The organism is Bacteroides sp. 51 (assembly GCF_010500965.1).
Lineage (GTDB): Bacteria > Bacteroidota > Bacteroidia > Bacteroidales > Bacteroidaceae > Bacteroides.
In genome coordinates, this window is record NZ_QVMI01000023.1 from 13,211 (window position 1) to 35,977 (window position 22,767).

Here is a 22,767-nt window from a genome sequence, read left to right on the forward strand (position 1 = left end):
GGTTGGTATGGTAATTCCCTTAGGGTAGTAACGTAAGATTCTCCCATTGCGATGACGAGAATTTTAAGTAGATTGACCCCTACAAAAAGTATGAAACCTGAAAAATAATCCCTACTTTTGTGAGAAATTGAATTCCCATTGCAACGTATGGAAAACTATATTGTATCCGCCCGCAAGTACCGTCCGTCGACCTTCGAGTCGGTTGTGGGACAGCGGGCACTGACCACCACACTTAAAAACGCTATTGCGACGCAGAAGCTGGCCCATGCCTACCTCTTTTGTGGTCCGCGAGGCGTAGGTAAAACCACCTGTGCGCGTATTTTCGCCAAGACGATCAACTGCATGAACCTCACTGCCGAAGGAGAAGCCTGCAACCAGTGCGAATCGTGCGTGGCATTCAACGAGCAGCGTTCGTATAACATTCACGAACTCGATGCGGCGTCGAACAACTCGGTCGACGATATCCGCCAGCTTGTGGAACAAGTACGCATCCCGCCACAGATCGGAAAGTACAAAGTATATATCATCGACGAGGTACACATGCTCTCGGCATCGGCCTTCAACGCCTTCCTCAAAACACTGGAAGAGCCGCCAAAGCACGCCATATTCATTCTGGCAACGACCGAGAAGCACAAGATCCTGCCCACCATCCTGTCGCGCTGCCAGATTTACGACTTCAACCGGATCAGCATTGAAGATACCGTAGGCCATCTGTCCTACGTTGCCGCCAAGGAAAACGTAAACGCCGAACCCGAAGCCCTGAACGTGATTGCGCTGAAAGCCGACGGAGGGATGCGCGATGCGCTATCTATCTTCGACCAGGTGGTGAGTTTCACGCAGGGAAATATCACCTACCAAAGCGTGATCGAGAACCTCAACGTGTTGGATTACGAATATTATTTCCGCCTGACGGACAACTTCCTTCAGAACAACGTATCCGAAGCGCTCCTGCTGTTCAACGATGTATTGAACCACGGGTTCGATGGCAGCCACTTCATTACCGGACTATCGTCGCACTTCCGCGACCTGCTTGTAGCTCGCGATACCGCCACGTTGGCATTGCTCGAAGTAGGCGCAAGCATCCGCCAACGCTATCAGGAACAGGCACAGAAATGCCAGCCGCAATTCCTGTATCGCGCGATGAAACTGTGCAACGACTGCGATATGAACTATCGCAACAGCAAGAACAAACGATTGCTGGTCGAACTCACCCTGATACAGGTAGCACAGATCACCATCGAGGGCGATGAAGCAGGCCATGGGCGTCGCCCTACACAGATTATAAAACCCATATTTACGCCCCCCGCAACAGGCGGCGAGGCGCCGCGCCCAAGTTCCCATGCGGATACTCAGATGGTAGCGACACATGTTGCGCAACAAGCGCAAGGAACAAACCCAGTGGCTAACGGAACGGCAGCAGCTGTCCGCCAAGCCCCGGTTATACCACCTGCTCCTAAGGCAGGTACTATGAATGGAAATTCTTCCAACAATCAGGGAGAAACTCCGGAAAGCGCTAAGAAGGAAGAGCCAAAGCCTCAACACCTGCCCGATTTTATCGCCACCCTAACCAACGCCGGTACAACCAGTAGAGTAATTCCCCGGGTTACTCCGGAAGCGATTTCAACATCGGCACGGAAAATCATGGCATATGAGCAAGCCCGCCTGAATCCGGGAGGAGCCTCGAACGGAATGCCACAACAGCAACAAGCGCCTGTACAGGAAAGAGACTTCCCATTCGACGAAAGTGAACTGAATTTCTACTGGCAGGAGTTTGCAGCATTACTTCCACAGGAACACACGGCTATGGCTATGCGTATGCAAAACATGCGCGTAAAGCTGACAGACAAAGTTACCTTCGAAGTGGTGCTGGATAACGAATACGTAGTCAAAGAATTCATGCCCTTAAGGCCGAACATCATAGCTCACCTGAGGAAGCAACTCCGCAACCGCCAGGTAAACATGACAGTACGTATCAGTGAGGCTACGGAAAAGAAAATGCCTATCGGAAAGGTAGAACGCTTTCAGGCTATGGCACAAAAGAACGAAGCGTTGCTGCAACTCAAAGAAGTTTTTGGGTTGGAGCTTTGGTAAATGAATAAAATTATGAAAAACAGACAATGGAAACGGATAATTGCAGGGATACTTTTAGTAACCACCGTTGCATCTTGTTCGCTCATATCGAACAAGCAGGCCGACTCCACTGTCCCCCCAATAGACCTGTACGCCAAGACCAAAGGCGAAGATCATGTATTTCTGGGAGCCAACGTACCATTTGGGACGCTACAAATCGGTCCACAAACCCGGGGAACATCAACAGGCGTGGGGTATAATTATAACGACTCCATCATCACCGGTTTCATACTCTCCTACACTGGCGAAGACAAAGAAACGCTCGTCATCAACCACGAAAACGATATACGCTTCTTCCCATCGACAAAGAACGAACACGAAACCAAATTCACCCATCACTACGAAGTCGTAAAACCCGGATATTATTCCATTTTCATGCACGAGGCCGACGTTGCCGTAGAACTGACGGCTACAAAACATACGGCATTTCAACGCTACTTCTTCCCGCCAACAGACAGTGTACAAGTTGTCATCGACAAACAACTAACACTGATCAATGACTCTACACTGACAGGAGAGACGCCTTCCACGCACTTCGTCGTTCAGTTCTCGCGCCCGGCAAAGGCAATACTAAAAGAGAACGCACACGAAACCAAATTTCTTTTTGATGCAACCGATAATGAGATGCTATATATAAAGGTAGCGGTGTCACCGGAAAGTGCTCAAAGTGCCCTATCCCATCTGGAAAGCGAACTCCCCGACTGGGACTATGAACGCATGGCAGCCCAGGCAAACCAAACCTGGAACGAGTATTTAATCAAAGATTAATTCAAAATCGACCCGCACGGGAAGGTGATCGCTATATCCACCCAGATATCGCATACCGTTGTATGTACGGAAAGGCTGCTGTCCACCAAACTTCTCGTCTTCAACCAATAAAAAAGGCAGACGAACTACCCCGGCATGATCTTCAGTTGTAGAAAAACACGCTCCCGAATCTAATAATAAACCGGAAACGATCAGGTGATCCAATAAACCCCACTCGCCCTGATATTTGTAGGAGCCGTAAGCGTTCTCTGCCTCACCCGCAAGTAAGTGATACAACGTAGCCTCATCATTCTGTCCGACATCAGGCAACTTCACTCTTAGTACCTCGCTAATAGATCTATTCTCAGGGTAATCATTAAAATCTCCCATAATCAGTACCCGAGCCTCCCGGCGAACCAGAACCAAAGAATCGAATGCATTCCTCAACACCTGAGCAACTAACAAACGTTTATGTTCACTCTCCCGCTCTCCCCCCGAACGAGACGGCAAGTGGGCAATCATAACATCTAGCGTATCGCCTGTCGGAACCAATCCGGTAACATGAAGTATATCTCTTGTAGGGCGCTCACCTGGTCCAAGATCGGGACGTATACTATTATAATCCAGCAATTTAAACCTATCCCTCTGATATAGAAGCGCCACATCAATCCCGCGCTGATCGGCAGATTCGGTCATTACATATTGGTATTCGTGGGATTTCAAAGCTGAATAACGGGTGAGATAACGCAAAACATTATCATTCTCAACCTCGCATAAACCGACCAGAGCAGGAGGTTCCCATTCGCCCACAGCCGTAATCACCCGGGCAACATTAGTCATCTTCTTTTTATAACGCGAGAAGTTCCAACCACGCATGGATGCGGGAGTAAACTCCTCGTCTTGCTTCAAGGAGTCCCTTTGAGTATCGAATAGGTTTTCTACGTTCCAAAACATGACACGGAAGTTTTCCTTTTCCTGGGAATAGGCATAGGAAGAGCATAGAAAGGTCAAAAAGAAAATAATACGAACCATCAATATTTGTCTAGTTTTGTCGTTATAATACTGTAGGGGCGGTTCGCGAACCGCCCGAAAATGGTCTCCTGTGTATTGGGCGGTTCGCGAACCGCCCCTACGGTTGTATTTCTAAACCTAGCGCGGTGCCTCACCGCTCACCGTTCACCGCGTTGGAATATTCGCCAAAATATCCAATAAATGCTTCCAGAACTTATCTACAGTAGGAATCAACATTCTTTCATCCGGCGAGTGTACTCCCTGCATAGTAGGTCCAAAAGAAATCATATCCAACGAAGGATACTTATCCAGAAACAATCCGCATTCCAATCCCGCATGAATAGCCTTCACCTGGGGATCTACGCCAAACAATTTCTTATAAGAAGCCTCAGCCACCTTCAATATCTCAGAGTTCGGATTCGGCTTCCAGCCCGGATAACCGTTACCGAAAGACACCTTCGCACCACCCAATTCCATAGCCGCACGAACCGTAGCCGCCATATCATCGCGAGAAGAAAGTATAGAACTCCGCTGGCTTGTTTCAATCTTAATCACGTTCCCCTCTTTCATCTTAACAGACGCCAGGTTATTCGATGTCTCCACCAACCCCGGAATATCAAGGCTCATCGCATACACGCCATGAGGAATGGCATAGAGAGTTTTCAACAAACGGGCAGTCGTATCCTGGTCAATTGCTTTCGGACGGGCAGTTTCAGATTCCAGCGTAAGCTTCATCTCCGGTTCGATCTTACCCAACTCATTCTCCATATCGGCAGTGAAAATATTCAAGTCGACACGAATAGATTCTTTAGCATCGAACGGCACGGCACACACCGCATACGCCTCACGAGGAATAGCATTGCGCAGGTTACCGCCATCGATTTCACAAAGATACATATCGTACTTCTTCGACGTCTGGCTCAGGAAGCGATTCAGAATCTTATTTGCATTACCCAATCCCAAGTGAATATCACCACCGGAATGACCGCCCTTCAAACCTCTCACTCCCACACGGAAGAAAAAGTATCCGGCAGGAACATCCACTTCTTTATAAGTAAACTCGGCTACGGAATCCATGCCACCGGCACATCCAATGAACATCTCGCCTTCATCTTCCGAATCCAGGTTCAACAGGATATCACCACTCATAAATCCGGGTTTCAGGGCAAAAGCACCGGTCAGTCCCGTCTCTTCGTCTACCGTGAACAAACATTCAATGGGTCCATGCTCTATGTCGTCGGCAGCCAGAATAGCCAATTGGGTAGCCACACCGATACCATTATCGGCACCCAGGGTAGTACCATTTGCTTTCATCCAATCTCCATCAATCACAATCTCGATCGGATCTTTCATGAAGTCGTGCTGCACATCGCTGTTCTTCTCGCAAACCATATCCACATGCGATTGCAGAATAACCGTTTTCAGGTCCTCTTTACCCGGAGTGGCAGGTTTCTTAATGAGGACATTACCCGCCTCATCAACTTTAGTCTCTAATTTATGCTGTTCACCGAATGCCTTCAGATACGCAATTATTTTCTCCTCCTTCTTGGATGGTCTGGGCACTTTGCATATTTCCGCAAAATAACGAAAAACGCTAGCCGGCTTCAAATCAATCTTTTCCATGTTATTTCTTTTTTTAATCCATACAAAACTCTATATTTGCATCCACAAAAATAATAGAAATGCTTATTACATTACTGACATCTTTGTTAATAGTTGCTATTTGCATCGTTTTATTAGCAGTAAAAATACTGTTCGTACGCGGTGGGAAGTTTCCTAACACACATATCAGCGGAAGTAAAGCAATGAGAGAAAGAGGCATCGGATGCGTACAATCACAAGACCGGGAAGCCCGACAAAAACGCCGCCTGACGTTCAAGGACATGGAACAAGCGGTGAATGACAGTTTGAATTAATCAACTTAAAAACTATATTAATAACATTATGAAGAGATCAAACTACCTCGTAAACGGAATAGTAGCTATCATGGCTGTATTTATGTTTGCACAATGTACAGGTAATGCCGGCCAATCAGCTCCCGCTGGTGCTACAGGTGAAGCAGGCACAGCAAACATGAAGATAGCGTTTGTCGAAATCGATACGCTACTCCTAAAATATAATTTCTGGAACGATGTGAACGAAGAAATGATCAAGAGAGAAGAAAACGTTCGTGCTACATTGACAGAACAAGGACGTACGCTGGAAAAAGAGGCTCAGGAATTCCAACGCAAATACGAAACCAACGCTTTCGTTAGTCCGGAAAGAGCACAGCAGGAGTACGCTCGCATCAACAAAAAACAGCAAGACCTTCAGGCATTGCAAACCCGCCTGACTGATGAGCTGCTGAAAGAGCAGAATAAGAACAATCTGATTCTACGCGACTCAATCAACTCATTCCTTCAGGAATACAACAAAACGAAGGGGTATAGTATGATTATCAGCAACACCGGATTCGACAACCTGTTGTATGCAGATCCTATTTACAATATTACTCAGGAAATTATCGACGGGCTGAATGCCAGATACACAGCTGCTTCTGCTACGAAGAAATAAATCATAGAAAATTATTAAAAAAATCCCGGTGAATTTACCTTTGAGGCACTTCACCGGGATTTTTTATGTCTATTTCTTTGTTACTTAGAACGCTGACTACTTATACATTATCAAAGCCGATTGGGGAGGAAGAAGCACTTCAGAACCCTGGATACGCCCCAAACCATCTTCATTGATCTGTGCGTCGGTACATACCACAGTAAAAATGCCCGAAGGTATTTTCAGTGTAACAGTCTGTTTATTTGTACTAAATGCAACCAGAATTGTTTTCCATGAATCGCCAACAGCTTGTCCATCCAGAGTAAAGGCAACCACATTATCAACATCTACCGGAAGGAACTGTAAGTGTTTACGCACCAACTCCGCATCGCCCATCCGAAAAGCCGGGTGATTCTTGCGAAGTTTGATCAACGATTTATAGTACATATATGCTTCCAGATAGTTCTCCTTGTTGGTCCAATCTATGGCATTTACAGTATCCGAACTTTTATAGCTATTATGCACGCCTCTTTTATCGCGAAACACTTCTTCGCCGGCAAACATAAAGGGAATTCCCTGCGATGTAAACACCACCGTTTGCGCCAGCAAATCCAAACGCATTAAGGATTTGGTAGACAGATCGGGAATAGAAGCTTTCAAGCGGTCTACCAGGCACATATCATCATGGCATGATACATAGCTAATCATCTGGGTTGGCTGCAACGCCCAGGCAGAATCCGAATAATTCACTTTCGAATAATCAATCTGAGGATGCTGAATGGCGCCTACAACACCAAACTTGATGCTTTCTTCCCCACCCGGGATACCGGCCAGGAAGGCTCCTTGTTTATCATCATTGAAAGGTCCACGCAAACCGTCTCTTAACTCATCCGAGAAAACGGCAATGCCAGGCATGCGGCTAGCCAAGCCTTTCATGGCCAGGGAATCTGCTGGGAATTGCGGAGCCTTGGCAGCCCAGCCTTCACCATAAATGCAAATAGTCGGGTCGATCTGGTCTACAGCCTTACGGATTTCATTCATTGTTTCGATATCATGTATTCCCATCAAATCGAAACGGAAACCATCAATATGATATTCATTTATCCAATACAGTACGGATTCAATCATGTATTTACGCATCATAAAACGCTCGCTCGCTGTTTCATTTCCGCAGGCCGAACCATCGGCAAATGATCCGTCTTTATTATGGCGGTAGAAATATCCCGGAACGGTGCGTTCAAAGGAACTGTTTTCAGTGGTAAAGGTATGATTGTAAACTACATCAAGAATCACGCGAATGCCTGCCTTATGTAAAGATTGCACCATCCTTTTAAATTCCCGTATACGGGTGTAAGGATTGTAGGGATCAGTTGAGTATGATCCTTCGGGAACATTATAGTTTTGTGGGTCATATCCCCAGTTATAATTGTTCAGGTAGAGTGTTGCCTCATCAATCGAAGCAAAATCAAAGGATGGCAGAAGGTGCACATGGGTGATGCCTAACTCGGACAAATGCTCAATGCCTGTAGAAATATAGCTATCGGGCATCAATGTCCGGGATTCTGTCAATGCAAGGTATTTTCCTTTATTTTGTATGCCCGAGGAGGGATGGATAGAGAAATCACGATGATGCATCTCATAAATAACCATATCCGCAGGAGATTTTAGCTCGGGTCTTTTATCATTCTCCCACCCCGGTGGGTCGGTGGCAAACATATTGATGATGGCCCCTCGTTTACCATTCACACCAACGGCACGGGCGTTTATTCCCGGATTCTCTCCCAGCCATTTATCGCCAACTTTCACATTGAATGCATAGAATTTATCCATATGATCGCCGGCTACTATCCCCTTCCAGGTGCCTTCGGCATTGCGTTCCAAACGGGCTATCTTATATGGCGGACTTTCTTCTCCTTCATCGAATAGCATTACACGCACATCATCTGCCGTAGGTGCCCACAACATAAATGCAGTACCTATCGGATTATAAATCATTTCTATCAAATTGTCCGAACGCACAGGATAGTCATTATAGTTCTTATATGTATTTCCTGAGGAGCAGCTGGTCATAACCGCTGCGATCCCCACAATTGCAAGATTGTTGAATCTCATTTCCCCTTTTTGTTGTTTTTTGCTTATGTTTTATTATTTAATTCTATTTGGATTTTTAGCGATGAAGTCTTTCCATCCGCTATATCCTTTTTCTACAGATGGTCTACCCATTTGCAGATAATGACAATATGCTGCGGCCAAACCATCGGTGGCATCCATAAAGGTAGGCATTTCTTCTTTGGAGAATTTCAGCATGCGCTGAAGCATATCGGCCACCTGTTCCTTAGATGCTTGCCCATTTCCTGTAATGGCCATTTTAATTTTCAATGGCGCATACTCGGTAATCGGAATATCACGGCTCAATGCCGCTGCCATAGCTACCCCCTGTGCACGTCCCAGTTTAAGCATAGACTGGACGTTCTTTCCGAAGAAGGGGGCTTCAATAGCCATTTCATCGGGCAGGTAGCTTTCGATGATTCCTGTTACCCGTTCAAAGATTCGCCTCAACTTTAGGTAATGGTTGCCGTACTTACGCAGGTCGATAATCCCCATCGCTATCAGCTCGGGCTTTGTACCGACTATACGCAACACCCCGTAGCCCATAATGGTTGTACCCGGGTCGATACCTAAAATTATTTTCTCTTTTACCGGTTGAATCACTTTACTATTTCCATCAATGTAGGAAATCCTACGACTTTATCTTTAAATATCTTCGCCAATTCTTCATTGAACTGTGCCCCTTTTTCCATGTGCCAACGATGCAGACTGGCAGAATCTTCCACCTCCCACTGCAAGGAATAGGCTGTTCCTTCATCACGGTGACTCAATATGCGGCAGAGCCGGGGCGATCCTAATATGCCATGCGCTTCCATTTCGGGAATATAAGATTCCTTCAACCAGATCAGGAAATGGTCATGGACGTCGTCTTCGGCATGAAAAGTTATGTTGTATATCAGCATGTTATTTCTTTCTAGATGATTATTTCTACAAAAATAGCAATAAATTCAGAATTATACTTTATATTTGCACGGTCAAAAAAGAAAGTAGTCCATAATATGATTAGGGGCAACTATAAAAAGGGGCATTAGCTCATCTGGCTAGAGTGCGACACTGGCAGTGTCGAGGTGATCGGTTCGAGTCCGATATGCTCCACCTGAGTATAATAAGTAATAAGAGACATTAGCTATAAGTGCTGTAATTCAATGAAATAAAGGATTATGGCACTTATTTGTTATATATCCGCAAAGTATAGACAAAATGACAGAAATGACATTTTGATAATAGAATGAAGTGGTAATCGCAAATTCCGGGCTTAGGGCAGAAAGGTAAGGAAAAATGGCAAAAGAGACCTGTTTGCAAAAGTCAAAAAGATTCAAATTCAGGAAATAAACTATCCAAATATCCAAAATCCAATAAAACAAATTACAAATAGCCAGGCGATCTAAAACGAATAAAGCAAATACACACTTCAATCATTTTGCTTAAAACAGACCAACCAGAAGATGAAAATCTATAAAATGAAACGCGCTGAACACTTGAGCCGCGTGCTGTCGATACTTGAGCGCTTGACTGTTGACACTTGAGCGCTCGACTGTCGATACTTGAGCCGCGTGCTGTCGGCAGTACGCGGCTCAAGTGTAGAAATTATTGCACTGGGGCACCTCCAAACATCAATAATACACTGCAAAAGCAAACCTAAGACCTGATTTTAACATCTTATTGACGGTTTTAAAAAAAATTGCATGTAACCAGAATAGAGCAAATGCTATCATTTTGATCTACTTTTGCTCATACTTGTGACTTGACAGATTAAGAAATAGGTTAATTTAGCAATTCCTATAATTATTTAGGAGTTTCAACTGATTATGTGAAATTTATATTCTACATTTGCCCAAGAAGATTTATACAACAAAATAGAGATTTAATAAAACAACTTATGAAAAAGATCTTATTCTTAATGGCAATCTTATCTATTTGCCTCAAAACGTATTCACAACAAACAGGAATATTCTATAAAGATGAAAAAGTGGGCTATTCGCGCATAATTGGGAATAATGTCGGAAATATAGTAGGAGCATCGCTAACATTCGGGATAAGTTCGGCCAAATCAAACAAAGTAATTGAAGGAGATATGGCAGAACTTGAAATAGAAGAGGCCAAACCAGAATTCTCTATCATCTTTGGCGAAGATAAACAAACCGGATACATTTTTTCTAATTCGAAGAACCTGGATGAAATTGTGCTGGTTAAACTGCATGTGAAGAAAGGCAGCCGGAATCTCCGTAGCGGAAAATACGGATTAAGTGGGGTAAAAACCGGAGTAGACGAAAAAGATATTATACCTATTGCTATTGATAAGGTTGACGACAATACATATAACATACATCCTAAAAAGAAATTGGAGAAAGGAGAATATTGCTTCTTTTATGTAGGAAAACCTCAAAATGAAGAAAATCCATTTAATGGTGTATTTGATTTCTCCATCAAATAATTAGCAACAAATACAATAATAAAGCCGGCTTTCGCCGGCTTTATTTATTATAGACTATTTCGACATTTCATCCAAAGGAAGATAATACTTAGTTGATGTAGGAGAGTAAATACCCATTGTCACACAATTCAGTAGACCATCCGTAAAAGTCCAGGTATTTTTTGTCGTATAGTTCTTCTTATCTCCTATATTATCAGATGCTTTCTGATCTGCATTCTTCAGAGGAAGCAAACCCCACAACATTATTGGATTTCGCACTATTGCTACTTCTACCTGAGGAGTAGTTTTAGTTACAGTTCCATGATATACACTCGATGTATAGCATGAACTCATCATAAATGCCAAAGCAGCAAAAAATAAAATTTTCTTCATAATCGTGAGTTTTAAATTTATATCGCACGAAAATAAGAAGATTCTTCAAAAACTCAGCAATATTCAATGAGAAATATTCAAAGATTCTTGTAGCATCACTACAAACACTTTGACGACACAAACAATTCGTAAAGAAAGTTATCCTGCGTACGATATTGGCATACAATCGTTCTATTTTTATATATATAATTACAGCCTCCAATTACATTTGTAACACACCGGTTATCACCGGAAAAACGGCATTAGTTAAACCGATTATTTTGCTTGATATACTCCGGAAATAATTTATATATTGTTTTTACATTAAAGGAATCGACTACTATGTATAGGCAACATCTTTCATTTCTTTTATTTCTCATTTCTACCCTTTCGTTTGGACAAAACATACATTTCCAGGCAATTGGAGTAGAGAATGGTATTTCACAACCAACAGTTACGTCAATTTATCAGGATGAATTCGGCATTATATGGATAGGGACCAAAGACGGTTTGAATCGCTACAACGGTACTGATTTCCATGTATTCCGCCCGATAGAAAACGACAAAAACAGTCTCTATAATAACAACATCGGAACCATCTGTGGTGATAAAAACGGTCATATTTATATCCGCTGCAAGTATGCCGTGGTTGAGTATGATATCAAAAAAAATATCTTCCATACCATCCGCGACAATAACATCCAGGCCATTGGTTATGGCAATTCCGGACTATGGGCCTGCACCAGAGATTCCCTATTTACCTATAACCGTGCGAAAGATGAGTTGGAATATTACTACCACCTGGACAACGCGCGTATTTCCTGTATTACCGAAGATCAAGACGGAAATTTATATGTAGGAACCATGAATAACGGTTTGTACATGATAGACAGCAACAAGAAATGGCTTAATTATCTCCCCAAGAAGGATATAAGTTGCATCTATGAAGATTCGAAAAAAAACATCTGGGTAGGAACCAAAGACGACGGACTTTTCCGGTTAGATAGAAACGGTGGACAGATTATAGACGAGCCTTATAAAAACAAGCTTTCCAGTAACTATATCCGGTGCGTGGCCGAAGATAACCTGGGAAATTATTGGTTCGGTACTTTTAAAGGTTTGGACATGCTGGACGTTACTACCAATACATTTACCCATTACAGTGAAGACAATAAGACGTATAGCCTAAGCAATTCTTCTATCATTTGCATGATGAAAGACCAGCAAGGAACTTTCTGGATCGGTACCTATTATGGTGGAGTAAACCTATTCAACCCTGATTATGAGATATACAGATATTACTATCCTGATGAGTCCCAGAAAGGTAAACTAACCTCTCCCTTTGCCGGAAGAATGAAAGAAGATTCCAAAGGCGGCATCTGGATCGCAACCGAAGGCGGAGGAGTGAATTATCTGGATAGAAAAACAAGAACCTTCATTGAATACAGACAGGACAATAAGAAGAACTCCCTTGCATCCAATACAGTCCAGGCGTTGTATCTGGATGAAAGCAACCAGAACCTATGGATAGGCACACTAAAGGGAGGTTTGGATAAACTGGATTTAAATACACAGACATTTACCAATTACAGGCACGTTTCCGGAGATAAGAATTCACTGATTAATGATATCATCCGGAAGATTATTCCATATAAGGGGAATCTATTACTCGCTACTCATAACGGAATAGGGTTGTTTGATCCGCAAACCGGAAAATGCACAAAGGCACTGACAGACAGCAAATTCAACAACCGGCAAATCATTGACATGCTTATTGATAAGAACAATAATCTGTGGTTCTCCTTTTCCCTGGGCTTGGTCAAATATAACCTTGAAACCCAGGAGCAGAACGAATATTTTGTCCCCAATACTTCGAAGCAGGTCACAGGCAGCAACCTGATTAATGTGCTTTTCGAGGATAAAAAAGGAAATATCTGGGCGGGTTCTTCAGGAGATGGTATATTCCTGTATGAGCCGGACACCAATACCTTCAAGGCATTTAATCAGCGTAACTCCGATCTGATCAACGACTATATCCTGGATATAAACGAATCCCTTTCCGGTTATCTTTTAATAGCCAGCAATCAGGGCTTCTCCCGTTTTGATATGGAAAACCAACGTTTCTATAACTACAATAAGCAGAACGGTTTTCCGATGACGGCATTGAACTCCTACGGACTGTTCGTTGCCAGCGACAACGAGATATTCCTGTCCGGTCCCAAGATGATGATCTCTTTCTTCGAGAAAGAGTTGAACTCTTATGTAAAGCCCTATCAGCTCAATTTTACCTCCCTGGAAGTGAATAATAAACTGATATTACCGAATGATGATTCCGGTATTCTTTCGGAATCTATATTGTATCAACCGCAAATCACGCTGAACCATAACCATTCCATCCTTACGATTCATTTCTCGCTATCCAATTACGTATCCGTATTGAAAAACCGGATTTATTATAAATTGGAAGGATTTGATAAAGAGTGGATAAATGCAGGCTATCGTAAAGGTATTACCTATACGAACCTTAATCCGGGTAAATACAAACTGATGATTAAAAGTTCCGAAGAATATTCCGATAAAGGAAGCATCAGCAAAGAGATCGATATTGTGGTGAAACCGCCTTTCTATAAGTCGGCCTGGGCCTATTGCCTGTATGCGATTATAGCAATTATATCTGCATATATTATCATGAGTTTTTATTACTCTAAACTAAAGTTGAGGGCCTCGCTTGAATACGAGAAGAAAGAGAAAAAGCAAATAGAAGAACTGAACCAATCTAAGTTACGTTTCTTTACCAATATATCCCATGAATTCCGCACCCCATTAACACTGATTGTAAGCCAGTTGGAAATGCTGATGGAAAGAAATGATATTCAACCCTTAGTATACAGTAAACTAGTGAATGTCCATAGGAATACCCTACGCATGAAACGCCTGATTACAGAACTTCTCGACTTCCGAAAACAAGAACAGGGTTTCGAGAAATTCAAGTATAGCAGTCAGGATATTTATCCGTTTCTGGAAGAGATATACCTCTCCTTTAAAGAGTATGCCCGGGGGAAACAGATTAACTTTGAATTCCCCAATAAAGACAAGAATCTGGAACTCTGGTTCGATGTGGTACAACTGGAAAAGGTAATTTATAACCTACTTTCCAATGCTTTTAAATATACTGCCCCGGGCGGAACCGTTTCGTTGTCGGTACAAGAATATGAGAATAGCGTAGTCATCCTAGTCTCAGACACAGGTGTCGGCATTGCCGAAAAAAGCCTGGACAAGATATTCGACCGTTTTTATCAGGTCGACAACATGGACAACTCCAAAGGTACGGGTATAGGTCTGGCGCTTGCCAAGAGCATTATTGAAACCCACAAAGGTAAAGTCAGCGTTCAGAGTTCCGAAGGAAAAGGAACCACTTTTTTAGTTGAACTACCGCTGGGAGATAGCCACATCGCGGACTCAGAGAAAGTAGCGACTCCCGACATTGATTCATCCTGCATCTCAGAGTTAACCATGTATAATGACAAGATACTGGCCGACATAGTAGAAGACGAAAAATCCAATAACGAATCAAAAGAAGAAAGGATCAGGATTCTGATTGTTGAAGACAATGAAGAACTACGCAACCTACTAGCCAGGTTGTTCTCCAGGGTATATTCAGTCTACGAAGCACAGGACGGTGAAGAAGGACTCATAAAGACAAAGGAAATCCAGCCCGACATCGTGTTAAGCGATATTATGATGCCTAAAATGTCCGGGATAGAAATGTGCAGGAAAATAAAAAGCAATTTCGACACCTCCCACATTCCCGTGATACTACTTACGGCACAGACAGCCGAAGAATATACCATGCAGGGACTAAAAATGGGAGCCGATGATTATGTAACTAAACCGTTCAATGTGAAACATTTGTTCATGCGTTGCAATAATCTGGTTAACAGCAGAAAACTGTTACAGCAGAAATATGCCAAACAAACGGATAACAATGTCGATATATTAGCTACGAACAGCGCGGATCATCAATTCATGGAGCAATGTATAATATGTATCGAACAGAATCTGGACAATCCGGATTTTGATGTGAATATGTTTGCCCAGGCTATGAATGCCGGTCGTACCAAACTCTTTCTAAAGATTAAAGGCATTACAGGACAGACCCCGAACGATTTTATTCTAAATATCAGGTTAAAGAAGGCACAAACGCTTTTAAAGCAGACGGATACGAAGACTGTCTCCGAAATTGCATATGAAGTCGGTTTCAACTCGCCGAGTTATTTTATCAAATGCTTTAGAGAGTTATTCGGCGTAACCCCTGCTCAATATCAGAAACAAGATAAATAAGCCATGCACCATCCGCATGGGAACCTGGTAGCGATGCCCCACCGCCTACTCGTACAATATTGCTTTATAAAAGAACGATTATGATATGCTTTCATCCTGTAAGTAGGCATATTTGCTGAGTCATTAACAGTGCAAACAGTCAGGTTATTCTGGGCAAAAGATATGCAGAAGTGATATATAAGGTTTGTACGAATAAATTAAAGAACATATGTATTTAAAGAAACAACTATTATTGATATACGGAGCTGTTGCCATACCATTTCTGGGACTACAGGCAAACACAGTGAATGTAGCCTTGCATAAGCCTGTTACTGCCTCATCGCAGCAAGAAGCGTTTCCGGCATCTTATGTAACCGATGGAGTCATTTCACGCAAGTCCAGTTGGATGAGCGCCAACGATGCGCGGCCACCCCATACATTGCATATTAACCTGGAAAGATACTACGATATCAACCGGATCGTTATCTATACAGGCATACCCGATTCGGAACAAACAGTGCAGGAGAAAGGGAAAGCTCCGGGATTCTGGTGTGTAAAGAACTTTAAGATTCAATATTGGGACGATGCTAACTGGACAGACCTGCCCAACACCGAATGTACGGAAAACAGATTGGACAAACTTGAGTTCACCTTTCGCCCGGAACTAACCACTTTCCGGATTCAATTGGTGTCTACAGACGGTGAACCCATCCGGATCAATGAATTTGAAGTATACGGAAAGGAGAAAACCAACATGCCGGTACCCGTCACCACGGGCGAAGCAACGCAAAAGATTGATCAGCCTTTGGATAAGGAGATGCAAGTGACAGTACACAAAAATGTCATTGGCAAGTCCATGAAATATGTGGCCTACAACCAGGGATATTATCTGCCCGGAAGCAATATTTCCGGATGGCTTGAATATGCCAATGTAAACAGCCTGCGGGTGTGGACTTCCCTAGACGATTATGTACCTCAGTCTGCGGTACTGAATGATAAGAAGCTATCCACACTGGAAGGCTTTGAAGCCTATAAATATGAACTACGAAGCCATCCGGAACATAACCGTTTCATCCGGTGGAAACCCATTACCGAACAGTGCGAAAATATATGTTTCTCTACTAACTCTATGGTCTTTGAATACGTCCTGAAAGAGTTGAAACGTTTGAATATAGAAGCCGTTATCCAGATCAATTCCACGGATTTCGATGGAACATGGAGTAATAAGTGGAAACAATGGCAACGTTATTATGCACTGGCTTTCTATGCAGCTAAAACAGGAGACGTAACCATGTATGCCATGCATAATGAACCCAACCACCGCCATGCCGGACCCATGAAGATTGAACAGTATGTAGAAGCCATGAAGATCGTTTCCGATGCTATTTACTGCGCGGTTCAGGATGTAAACAAACAGTACGGAAAGCATTTGAAATCACGTTTTGTAAGCCCGGTTACGGCTGGTTCCAATGCAAATTGGTGGGCCGAAGTAGTAAAAAACCTGCGTATAGACTATCGTGGATTACCTCTGAACAGGGATTTGCTTGATATATTCTCTACCCACTCTTACAATCTTCCGGCAGCAGGCTATGCCTCCAAGGTTTCCGATATCCGAAAGATTATAGTAGAGAATCATCCCTTAAAGCAATCACTCCCTATTGTTTATACTGAAACAGGCCGGTGGATGAATGCTTACCTCATTGATAAAGAGGAAACAATGGACTCGCCCTCTTTATTTACGGAATGGGCGGGCGAGTACACGAATAATACACTTAATCAAGGGTATGGCATGTGGGCTTTTAAATTTGCCAATACCACTAGCGCAACCTATCCCCGAGGAATAAAGTCGGGACATCACTTTATCTGGCAAGGCAAACGGGTGGTAGAAGATACATATAATAATGTTGCATCAGGTAAAAATACAATGGACCTGACTTCTTCCCACCCTGTCCCGGTAAAAGTCATCACCGATGGCGATAAGACAGATGCTTCTATGTGGATTTCTCCGGATACGGATGCGAAAAAATGCCTGGAAATCAATCTGAAGAAAGACTATACGTTAGGCGGTGCTGTAGTGTATACAGGCTCGGCGTATGGAGTTTATACAGCTCCCGACCGTGTAAAAGATTTCCGGTTACAATATTGGGATAACACTCAGTGGACGGATATAAAAGAGACAATAGAGGAAAACGCGCGTTATGCCCAATCCTTTTTTCTGTTCGACACCCCTGTCACGACTTCCAAAGTCCGCTTTGTGGCGATGGATAAGGGAAGCATCAAGGTACGGGAGATCAAATTGTTTGATGCGGAGTCTGTTAAAGACATCCCTTCGTCTTATGATGTAAGCGGCATTCAGCGGACAGGCGAGGTTGTTCGTCTCTTTGCTAAAGGGTTTAAAGATGAACGCCCGTTGCTACATACCGTAAAATCGGTTGCAGATCAGGATGTAGATGCAATCACCTGTTTTAATCCTGAGGAAATGAGATATTATGTGTGGCTGGTACAACGGAAACTCTCATCCAATCATCTCACGCTGGATATGAAATCGCTCGAACTTCCTACGGGAACCAAGGTTATTGCCGAAGAAGTGAGTGCAAACGCATATGGCGAAGTGGTTTGGGTAAAAGAAATCCCGGCAGATGGGCAACTTTCGTTTGAACTGCCCAACCAAAGCGTTATACTTCTTACTATTCCCATCTGTTCGGGCCAGCTACATACACTCACGGCTACAGCAGATGCAACAGTCAAAGCCGGGGCAAACAAGGAGAAGAATTTCGGGAAAACGAAAACGATGAATGTAGAGATGAATGCCTCCCGAATCAATAGTAATCAAGTAAGCTATATCAAGTTTGATCTGTCGGGAATAGATCAATCGCAGATGAATGCCGCTATCCTTCAGGTTTACGGGAGTTCATCTGCTAAATCTCCCTATCGTTTCCATGTTTATGCATTGGATAATAGTAACTGGAATGAATATACGCTGAATTGGAATAATGCGCCCAACCTGGATAAAGAACAGGTCCGGGTAACGGATGTAGGCCGCACAGCACACGTAGCCGGTGAGATCGCAATGAACGAAACAGGATCTTACCATCAGCTTGATGTTACTTCGCTTATACGCAAGTGCCGGCAACCGGAAATTACATTCGTATTGATCAGAGAGGTTCGCCAGTTGGGAGACGATGCCGATAATGGTAAAAGCTGCCAGTTGGGCACGAAAGAATCGGAAAATAAACCGGCATTATGTGTTTGGTAGGAAATTCAGAAACAATATACATTACGCAGTATGGGAAGACTTTTATTTTCGATTACCGGCCTTTGTTTGGGCAGTAGTTTGTTGTATGCTTCGCAACCGGAACATCGCATGAACATCATATTGATTATGGCAGATGACTTTGGATATGAGTGTGTTGGCGCTAATGGCGGTGGCTACCCTACCCCTAACATTGACAAACTCTCCGAAGAGGGTACGCGGTTTGAACATTGTTATTCCAATCCGTTAAGTACCCCAAGCCGGGTGCAACTTATGACCGGGAAGTATAATGTACGCAATTACACTGCTTTTGCTAAGTTGGACCGGCGGGAGACTACATTTGCCAATCTATTACAGGAAGCGGGGTATGCCACCTGCATTGCGGGCAAATGGCAGTTGGGTGCAGAGAAGGATTCGCCCGCGCACTTTGGTTTCGACAAGTCTTGCCTTTGGCAGCATACGCAAAAGGCGGTGGACGCGCAGAAGCAGGATACCCGGTATGCTTATCCTATCATAGATATAAATAGCGAAACGACTCATTTTCCGCCCGACGCATTCGGCCCTGATATCTACTGTGACTTTGTACTGGATTTTATCCGCGAAAATGAAATACGTCCGTTCTTTGTGTATTATCCGATGACCTTAACGCATTCGCCTTTTGTATCTACTCCTGATTCTGAAGAATGGTCGCCGCTGCGGTCTGCTACTTACCGGGGAGATCCTGTACACTTTCCTGATATGGTGAAATATACGGATAAATTGGTAGGTCGCATTATGGATGAGTTAGAGCGGTTACACCTGAAGGAGAATACATTGGTAATTTTTACGGGAGATAATGGCACGGCTACCACTATCGTTTCTTCATTAAACGGAAAGCCTTATGTGGGTGGAAAGGGGAAGACCATAGATTCCGGTACGCATGTTCCGTTAATTGTTTATCATCCTGGTAAACAAGCTGGTAAGGTTAATAACAATCTCATAGATTTTACCGATTTCCTGCCGACGATATGTGAAGCGGCAAAGGTTGATACAGGTTCTCTTCGTGAGTTGGACGGAAAGAGTTTCTATCCGCAACTGAAAGGGGAAACTAAAGATGTAAGACAGTGGGTGTATTGCTGGTATGCGCCTCAACAGGTCAATAATGAAAAAGCTGCCGTATTTGCACGAACGCATAAGTATAAGCTCTATCGGTCGGGAGAGTTTTATGATGTGGAAAGTGATTTTGAAGAACAGCATTCTATTACCAAAGAATATATGACGAAAGAGCAAAAGAAGATTTATGATAAATTATTCGGGGTTATTAATAGGTATGAGGAGTATGCGATTGGGAAATAGAGTTAAATACCCACTAATCGTACAATTCTTATTCTCAAAAGAACGATTGTGATATTAGAAAAGGTATAATCCGCATTCCTTTGTGATACTTGAGAACAAGATAAGAGGCGATATTTAAGCAAGTATAAACTTTAAAATAAATACAATGAGAAACAAAAACAAAATCCTGATCAGTTGTTTGCTACTATTGATTTGCTGCGTGCCATCCATATCGGCAGCATCAAAAGGAATGAAAAAAGTGGTGGATGATGCACTCGACTTTTCCGTCAAGCAATCCATGTCCATGTACAACGTAATGAAACCCCAGAAAGGCATACTTCCCCGGACAGCAAAGGACGGTGAAATGATTACCTGCGAGTCCGCCTGGTGGACAAGCGGCTTTTACCCGGGCACCCTCTGGTATTGCTATGAATACACTAACGATCCGCAGATACGGGCTGCCGCAGAAGAGATGTCTTCACGCGTGGAAAATCAAAAATACACCACCAATAACCATGACGTTGGCTTTATGATCAACTGTAGTTACGGGAATGGCTACCGCCTTACCCATAACGAAGCCTACAGGGAAATTATAGAAACAGCAGCAAAATCCTTGTCCACCCGCTTCCACCCGGTGACGGGCTGCACCCGCTCATGGAATAACAAAAAGTGGCAATTCTCCGTGATTATTGATAACATGATGAACCTGGAACTGCTTACCGTAGCCTCTTCCCTGACGGGAGATAATTCCTACTACGATAAAGCCAAGTCGCATGCCGACCGTACGATGGTCAGCCACTTCCGTCCCGACGGTAGCTCCTATCATGTAGTGAGCTACGATACAATTACCGGCAAGGTACTGAACCAGGTTACCCACCAGGGAGTAAATGACGAGTCGGCCTGGTCGCGCGGACAAGCATGGGGTTTGTATGGCTTCGTTATGATGTATCGCCAGACCGGGAAGAAAGAATACCTCGATCATGCCATCAAGGTTGGAAAGTTCATTATGAACCACCCCCGTCTACCTAAAGATAAAATTCCGTATTGGGACTTTGACGCACCCAACATTCCGAAGGAAGGCCGCGATGCTTCTGCCGGAGCCATCATGGCATCTGCCTACGTGGAACTGAGTACGTACGTACCCGGCGAACTGGGCAAACAGTTCCTCACCATCGGCGAACAGCAAATTAAATCACTGGCTTCCCCTGCCTACCGGGCAAAGAAAGTGGGCGATAATAACCACTTCATTATTCAACACTGTACAGGTTTTGTGGCCAAGCAATACGAAATAGACGCTCCGCTCACCTATGCCGATTATTATTTCGTCGAAGCCCTGATGCGCTATAAGAACCTGCTCGAAGGCCGTCCCGTGGTAGATGTCATTACCGCTTTCTCCGAGAAAGCCGACCGTTCTGCCTGGTTGAGCGCTCTTCACCGTATTTCCTATCCATTATTAAATAATATGGCGAAAGGCGAACTCCGGAAGAATATGCCGGTAGAGTCTATCGCCGAAGATATGCAGAAACGAAGGGAAGTGACTCACCTCGAAGCTTTCGGACGCCTCATCACCGGTATTTCCACCTGGTTGGAGTTGGGTCCCGACGATACGATCGAAGGCAGATTGCGTGCCAGGTACATTGATCTCACGCTGAAATCCATTGCCAACGGGGTAAATCCGGAATCGCCCGACTACCTGAACTTCAATAAAGGTCGCCAGCCATTGGTAGATGCCGCCTTTTTAGCGCATGGTTTATTGAGAGCGCCTACGCAGTTGTGGGGTAAGTTGGATAAGGTTACCCAGCAGCGGGTGATCAAGGAACTTCAATCCTCGCGGGTGATTAAACCTTCCGACACGAACTGGCTGTTTTTCAGCGCCATGGTCGAAGCTGCCCTGAAAGAGTTTACCGGCGAGTGGGAATACGACCGGGTGAAATATGCCTGCGACCGCTTTGCCGAATGGTATAAAGGCGACGGTTGGTACGGCGACGGAATGGAGTTCCACCTGGATTATTACAATAGCTTCGTTATCCACCCCATGATGGTCGAAGTATTGGCGGTCATGAGGAAAAACGGAATAGAGAGTTCCATTCCTTATGATCTTGAACTTGAACGTTACGCACGCTATGCCGAACAGCAGGAAAGACTGATTTCTCCCGAAGGCACCTACCCTATCGTAGGCCGGTCGCTGGCTTACCGTTTCGGTGCCTTCCACGCTCTGTCGGATGTGGCTTACAGAACGATTCTTCCGGAGAGAGTAAACCCGGCGCAGGTACGGTGCGGACTGACGGCGGTTATCAATCGCCAGATCAATGCGCCCGGAACGTTTAATCCCGAAGGTTGGTTAAGAGTCGGATTTGCCGGATATCAGCCTCATATCGGGGAGACGTATATCTCTACCGGTAGCCTCTACCTGTGTTCGGCCGTATTTGTGGCGCTCGGACTGCCCGAAACCGATGCGTTTTGGTCGTCTCCCGCAGCCGATTGGACGTGCAAGAAGGGGTGGTCGGGTGTCGATTTAAAAGTAGATAAAGCCTTAAAAAAATAAATACGTAAACTTTTATATTAA

The 22,767-nt window shown here is 44.0% G+C and carries 15 protein-coding genes and 1 tRNA gene; 10 read left to right on the forward strand and 6 right to left on the reverse strand.

The genetic code is table 11. The features are described from left to right. Positions 1-147: 147 nt before the first annotated feature. Together D0T87_RS16480 and D0T87_RS16485 are read left to right on the forward strand one after the other, a co-directional pair. Positions 148-2,091: a DNA polymerase III subunit gamma/tau gene (locus tag D0T87_RS16480; RefSeq protein ID WP_163176225.1), complete on the forward strand. Its 1,944-nt coding sequence runs from the start codon at positions 148-150 to the stop codon at positions 2,089-2,091. A gap of 12 nt (positions 2,092-2,103) precedes the next feature. Further along, positions 2,104-2,898, forward strand: a complete 795-nt coding sequence (locus tag D0T87_RS16485) for a hypothetical protein (protein WP_163176226.1) — start codon at positions 2,104-2,106, stop codon at positions 2,896-2,898. Here the strand turns inward: D0T87_RS16485 and D0T87_RS16490 are convergent. Together D0T87_RS16490 and D0T87_RS16495 are read right to left on the reverse strand one after the other, a co-directional pair. Continuing rightward, on the reverse strand, positions 2,884-3,909 hold the full coding sequence (locus D0T87_RS16490) for an endonuclease/exonuclease/phosphatase family protein (RefSeq protein ID WP_163176227.1): 1,026 nt from the start codon (positions 3,907-3,909) through the stop codon (positions 2,884-2,886). The genes D0T87_RS16485 and D0T87_RS16490 overlap by 15 nt on opposite strands. 144 nt (positions 3,910-4,053) lie before the next feature. Continuing rightward, on the reverse strand, positions 4,054-5,511 hold the full coding sequence (locus D0T87_RS16495) for an aminoacyl-histidine dipeptidase (protein ID WP_163176228.1): 1,458 nt from the start codon (positions 5,509-5,511) through the stop codon (positions 4,054-4,056). 59 nt (positions 5,512-5,570) lie between these two features. Here D0T87_RS16495 and D0T87_RS16500 point away from each other — a divergent pair, with 59 nt between their 5' ends. Beyond that, entirely contained in the window at positions 5,571-5,804 is a 234-nt protein-coding gene (locus D0T87_RS16500; protein ID WP_163176229.1) for a hypothetical protein, read from the forward strand. Between the two features lie 28 nt (positions 5,805-5,832). Beyond that, on the forward strand, positions 5,833-6,441 hold the full coding sequence (locus D0T87_RS16505) for an OmpH family outer membrane protein (protein WP_163176230.1): 609 nt from the start codon (positions 5,833-5,835) through the stop codon (positions 6,439-6,441). Positions 6,442-6,537: 96 nt separating this feature from the next. Here D0T87_RS16505 and pulA read toward each other — a convergent pair whose 3' ends face one another. The 3 genes from pulA to D0T87_RS16520 are packed head-to-tail and all read right to left on the reverse strand — an operon-like array spanning position 6,538 to position 9,431. Beyond that, positions 6,538-8,532: a type I pullulanase gene (gene pulA, locus D0T87_RS16510; RefSeq protein WP_163176231.1), complete on the reverse strand. Its 1,995-nt coding sequence runs from the start codon at positions 8,530-8,532 to the stop codon at positions 6,538-6,540. A gap of 33 nt (positions 8,533-8,565) precedes the next feature. After that, positions 8,566-9,132, reverse strand: coding sequence for a crossover junction endodeoxyribonuclease RuvC (gene ruvC / locus D0T87_RS16515; protein WP_163176232.1), 567 nt, complete (start codon positions 9,130-9,132; stop codon positions 8,566-8,568). After that, a complete protein-coding gene (locus D0T87_RS16520; RefSeq protein WP_163176233.1) occupies positions 9,129-9,431 on the reverse strand; it encodes a DUF4286 family protein in 303 nt (100 codons plus the stop codon). Before D0T87_RS16520 ends, ruvC begins: the two co-directional genes overlap by 4 nt. Before the next feature lie 119 nt (positions 9,432-9,550). Here D0T87_RS16520 and D0T87_RS16525 point away from each other — a divergent pair. Next, a tRNA-Ala gene (locus D0T87_RS16525) sits at positions 9,551-9,624 on the forward strand. Between the two features lie 784 nt (positions 9,625-10,408). Then, positions 10,409-10,963, forward strand: a complete 555-nt coding sequence (locus D0T87_RS16530) for a hypothetical protein (RefSeq protein ID WP_163176234.1) — start codon at positions 10,409-10,411, stop codon at positions 10,961-10,963. Positions 10,964-11,017: 54 nt separating this feature from the next. Here D0T87_RS16530 and D0T87_RS16535 read toward each other — a convergent pair whose 3' ends face one another. Continuing rightward, a complete protein-coding gene (locus D0T87_RS16535) occupies positions 11,018-11,335 on the reverse strand; it encodes a Bor/Iss family lipoprotein (RefSeq protein WP_163176235.1) in 318 nt (105 codons plus the stop codon). Between the two features lie 321 nt (positions 11,336-11,656). Between D0T87_RS16535 and D0T87_RS16540 the strand changes: the two genes are divergently transcribed. From D0T87_RS16540 to D0T87_RS16555, 4 genes are all read left to right on the forward strand, one after another. After that, positions 11,657-15,655 (forward strand): two-component regulator propeller domain-containing protein, encoded by a 3,999-nt coding sequence (locus tag D0T87_RS16540; RefSeq protein ID WP_163176236.1) that lies wholly within the window; start codon positions 11,657-11,659, stop codon positions 15,653-15,655. Between the two features lie 208 nt (positions 15,656-15,863). Beyond that, positions 15,864-18,890: a DNRLRE domain-containing protein gene (locus tag D0T87_RS16545; RefSeq protein WP_163176237.1), complete on the forward strand. Its 3,027-nt coding sequence runs from the start codon at positions 15,864-15,866 to the stop codon at positions 18,888-18,890. A gap of 30 nt (positions 18,891-18,920) precedes the next feature. Next, positions 18,921-20,222, forward strand: coding sequence for a sulfatase-like hydrolase/transferase (locus D0T87_RS16550; RefSeq protein ID WP_203558708.1), 1,302 nt, complete (start codon positions 18,921-18,923; stop codon positions 20,220-20,222). A 145-nt stretch (positions 20,223-20,367) separates the two neighbouring features. Beyond that, a complete protein-coding gene (locus D0T87_RS16555) occupies positions 20,368-22,746 on the forward strand; it encodes a DUF2264 domain-containing protein (protein WP_163176238.1) in 2,379 nt (792 codons plus the stop codon). Positions 22,747-22,767: the final 21 nt, after the last annotated feature.

Bases quoted from the DNA above. Each gene is read 5' to 3' on its own strand.
- D0T87_RS16485 (WP_163176226.1), top strand. From the start codon at position 2,104: ATGAAAAACAGACAATGGAAACGGATAATTGCAGGGATACTTTTAGTA.
- D0T87_RS16530 (WP_163176234.1), top strand. From the start codon at position 10,409: ATGAAAAAGATCTTATTCTTAATGGCAATCTTATCTATTTGCCTCAAA.
- D0T87_RS16550 (WP_203558708.1), top strand. From the start codon at position 18,921: ATGGGAAGACTTTTATTTTCGATTACCGGCCTTTGTTTGGGCAGTAGT.
- D0T87_RS16535 (WP_163176235.1), bottom strand. From the start codon at position 11,335: ATGAAGAAAATTTTATTTTTTGCTGCTTTGGCATTTATGATGAGTTCA.
- D0T87_RS16545 (WP_163176237.1), top strand. From the start codon at position 15,864: ATGTATTTAAAGAAACAACTATTATTGATATACGGAGCTGTTGCCATA.
- D0T87_RS16555 (WP_163176238.1), top strand. From the start codon at position 20,368: ATGAGAAACAAAAACAAAATCCTGATCAGTTGTTTGCTACTATTGATT.
- D0T87_RS16480 (WP_163176225.1), top strand. From the start codon at position 148: ATGGAAAACTATATTGTATCCGCCCGCAAGTACCGTCCGTCGACCTTC.
- D0T87_RS16505 (WP_163176230.1), top strand. From the start codon at position 5,833: ATGAAGAGATCAAACTACCTCGTAAACGGAATAGTAGCTATCATGGCT.
- D0T87_RS16495 (WP_163176228.1), bottom strand. From the start codon at position 5,511: ATGGAAAAGATTGATTTGAAGCCGGCTAGCGTTTTTCGTTATTTTGCG.
- D0T87_RS16500 (WP_163176229.1), top strand. From the start codon at position 5,571: ATGCTTATTACATTACTGACATCTTTGTTAATAGTTGCTATTTGCATC.
- pulA (WP_163176231.1), bottom strand. From the start codon at position 8,532: ATGAGATTCAACAATCTTGCAATTGTGGGGATCGCAGCGGTTATGACC.
- D0T87_RS16540 (WP_163176236.1), top strand. From the start codon at position 11,657: ATGTATAGGCAACATCTTTCATTTCTTTTATTTCTCATTTCTACCCTT.
- D0T87_RS16520 (WP_163176233.1), bottom strand. From the start codon at position 9,431: ATGCTGATATACAACATAACTTTTCATGCCGAAGACGACGTCCATGAC.
- D0T87_RS16490 (WP_163176227.1), bottom strand. From the start codon at position 3,909: ATGGTTCGTATTATTTTCTTTTTGACCTTTCTATGCTCTTCCTATGCC.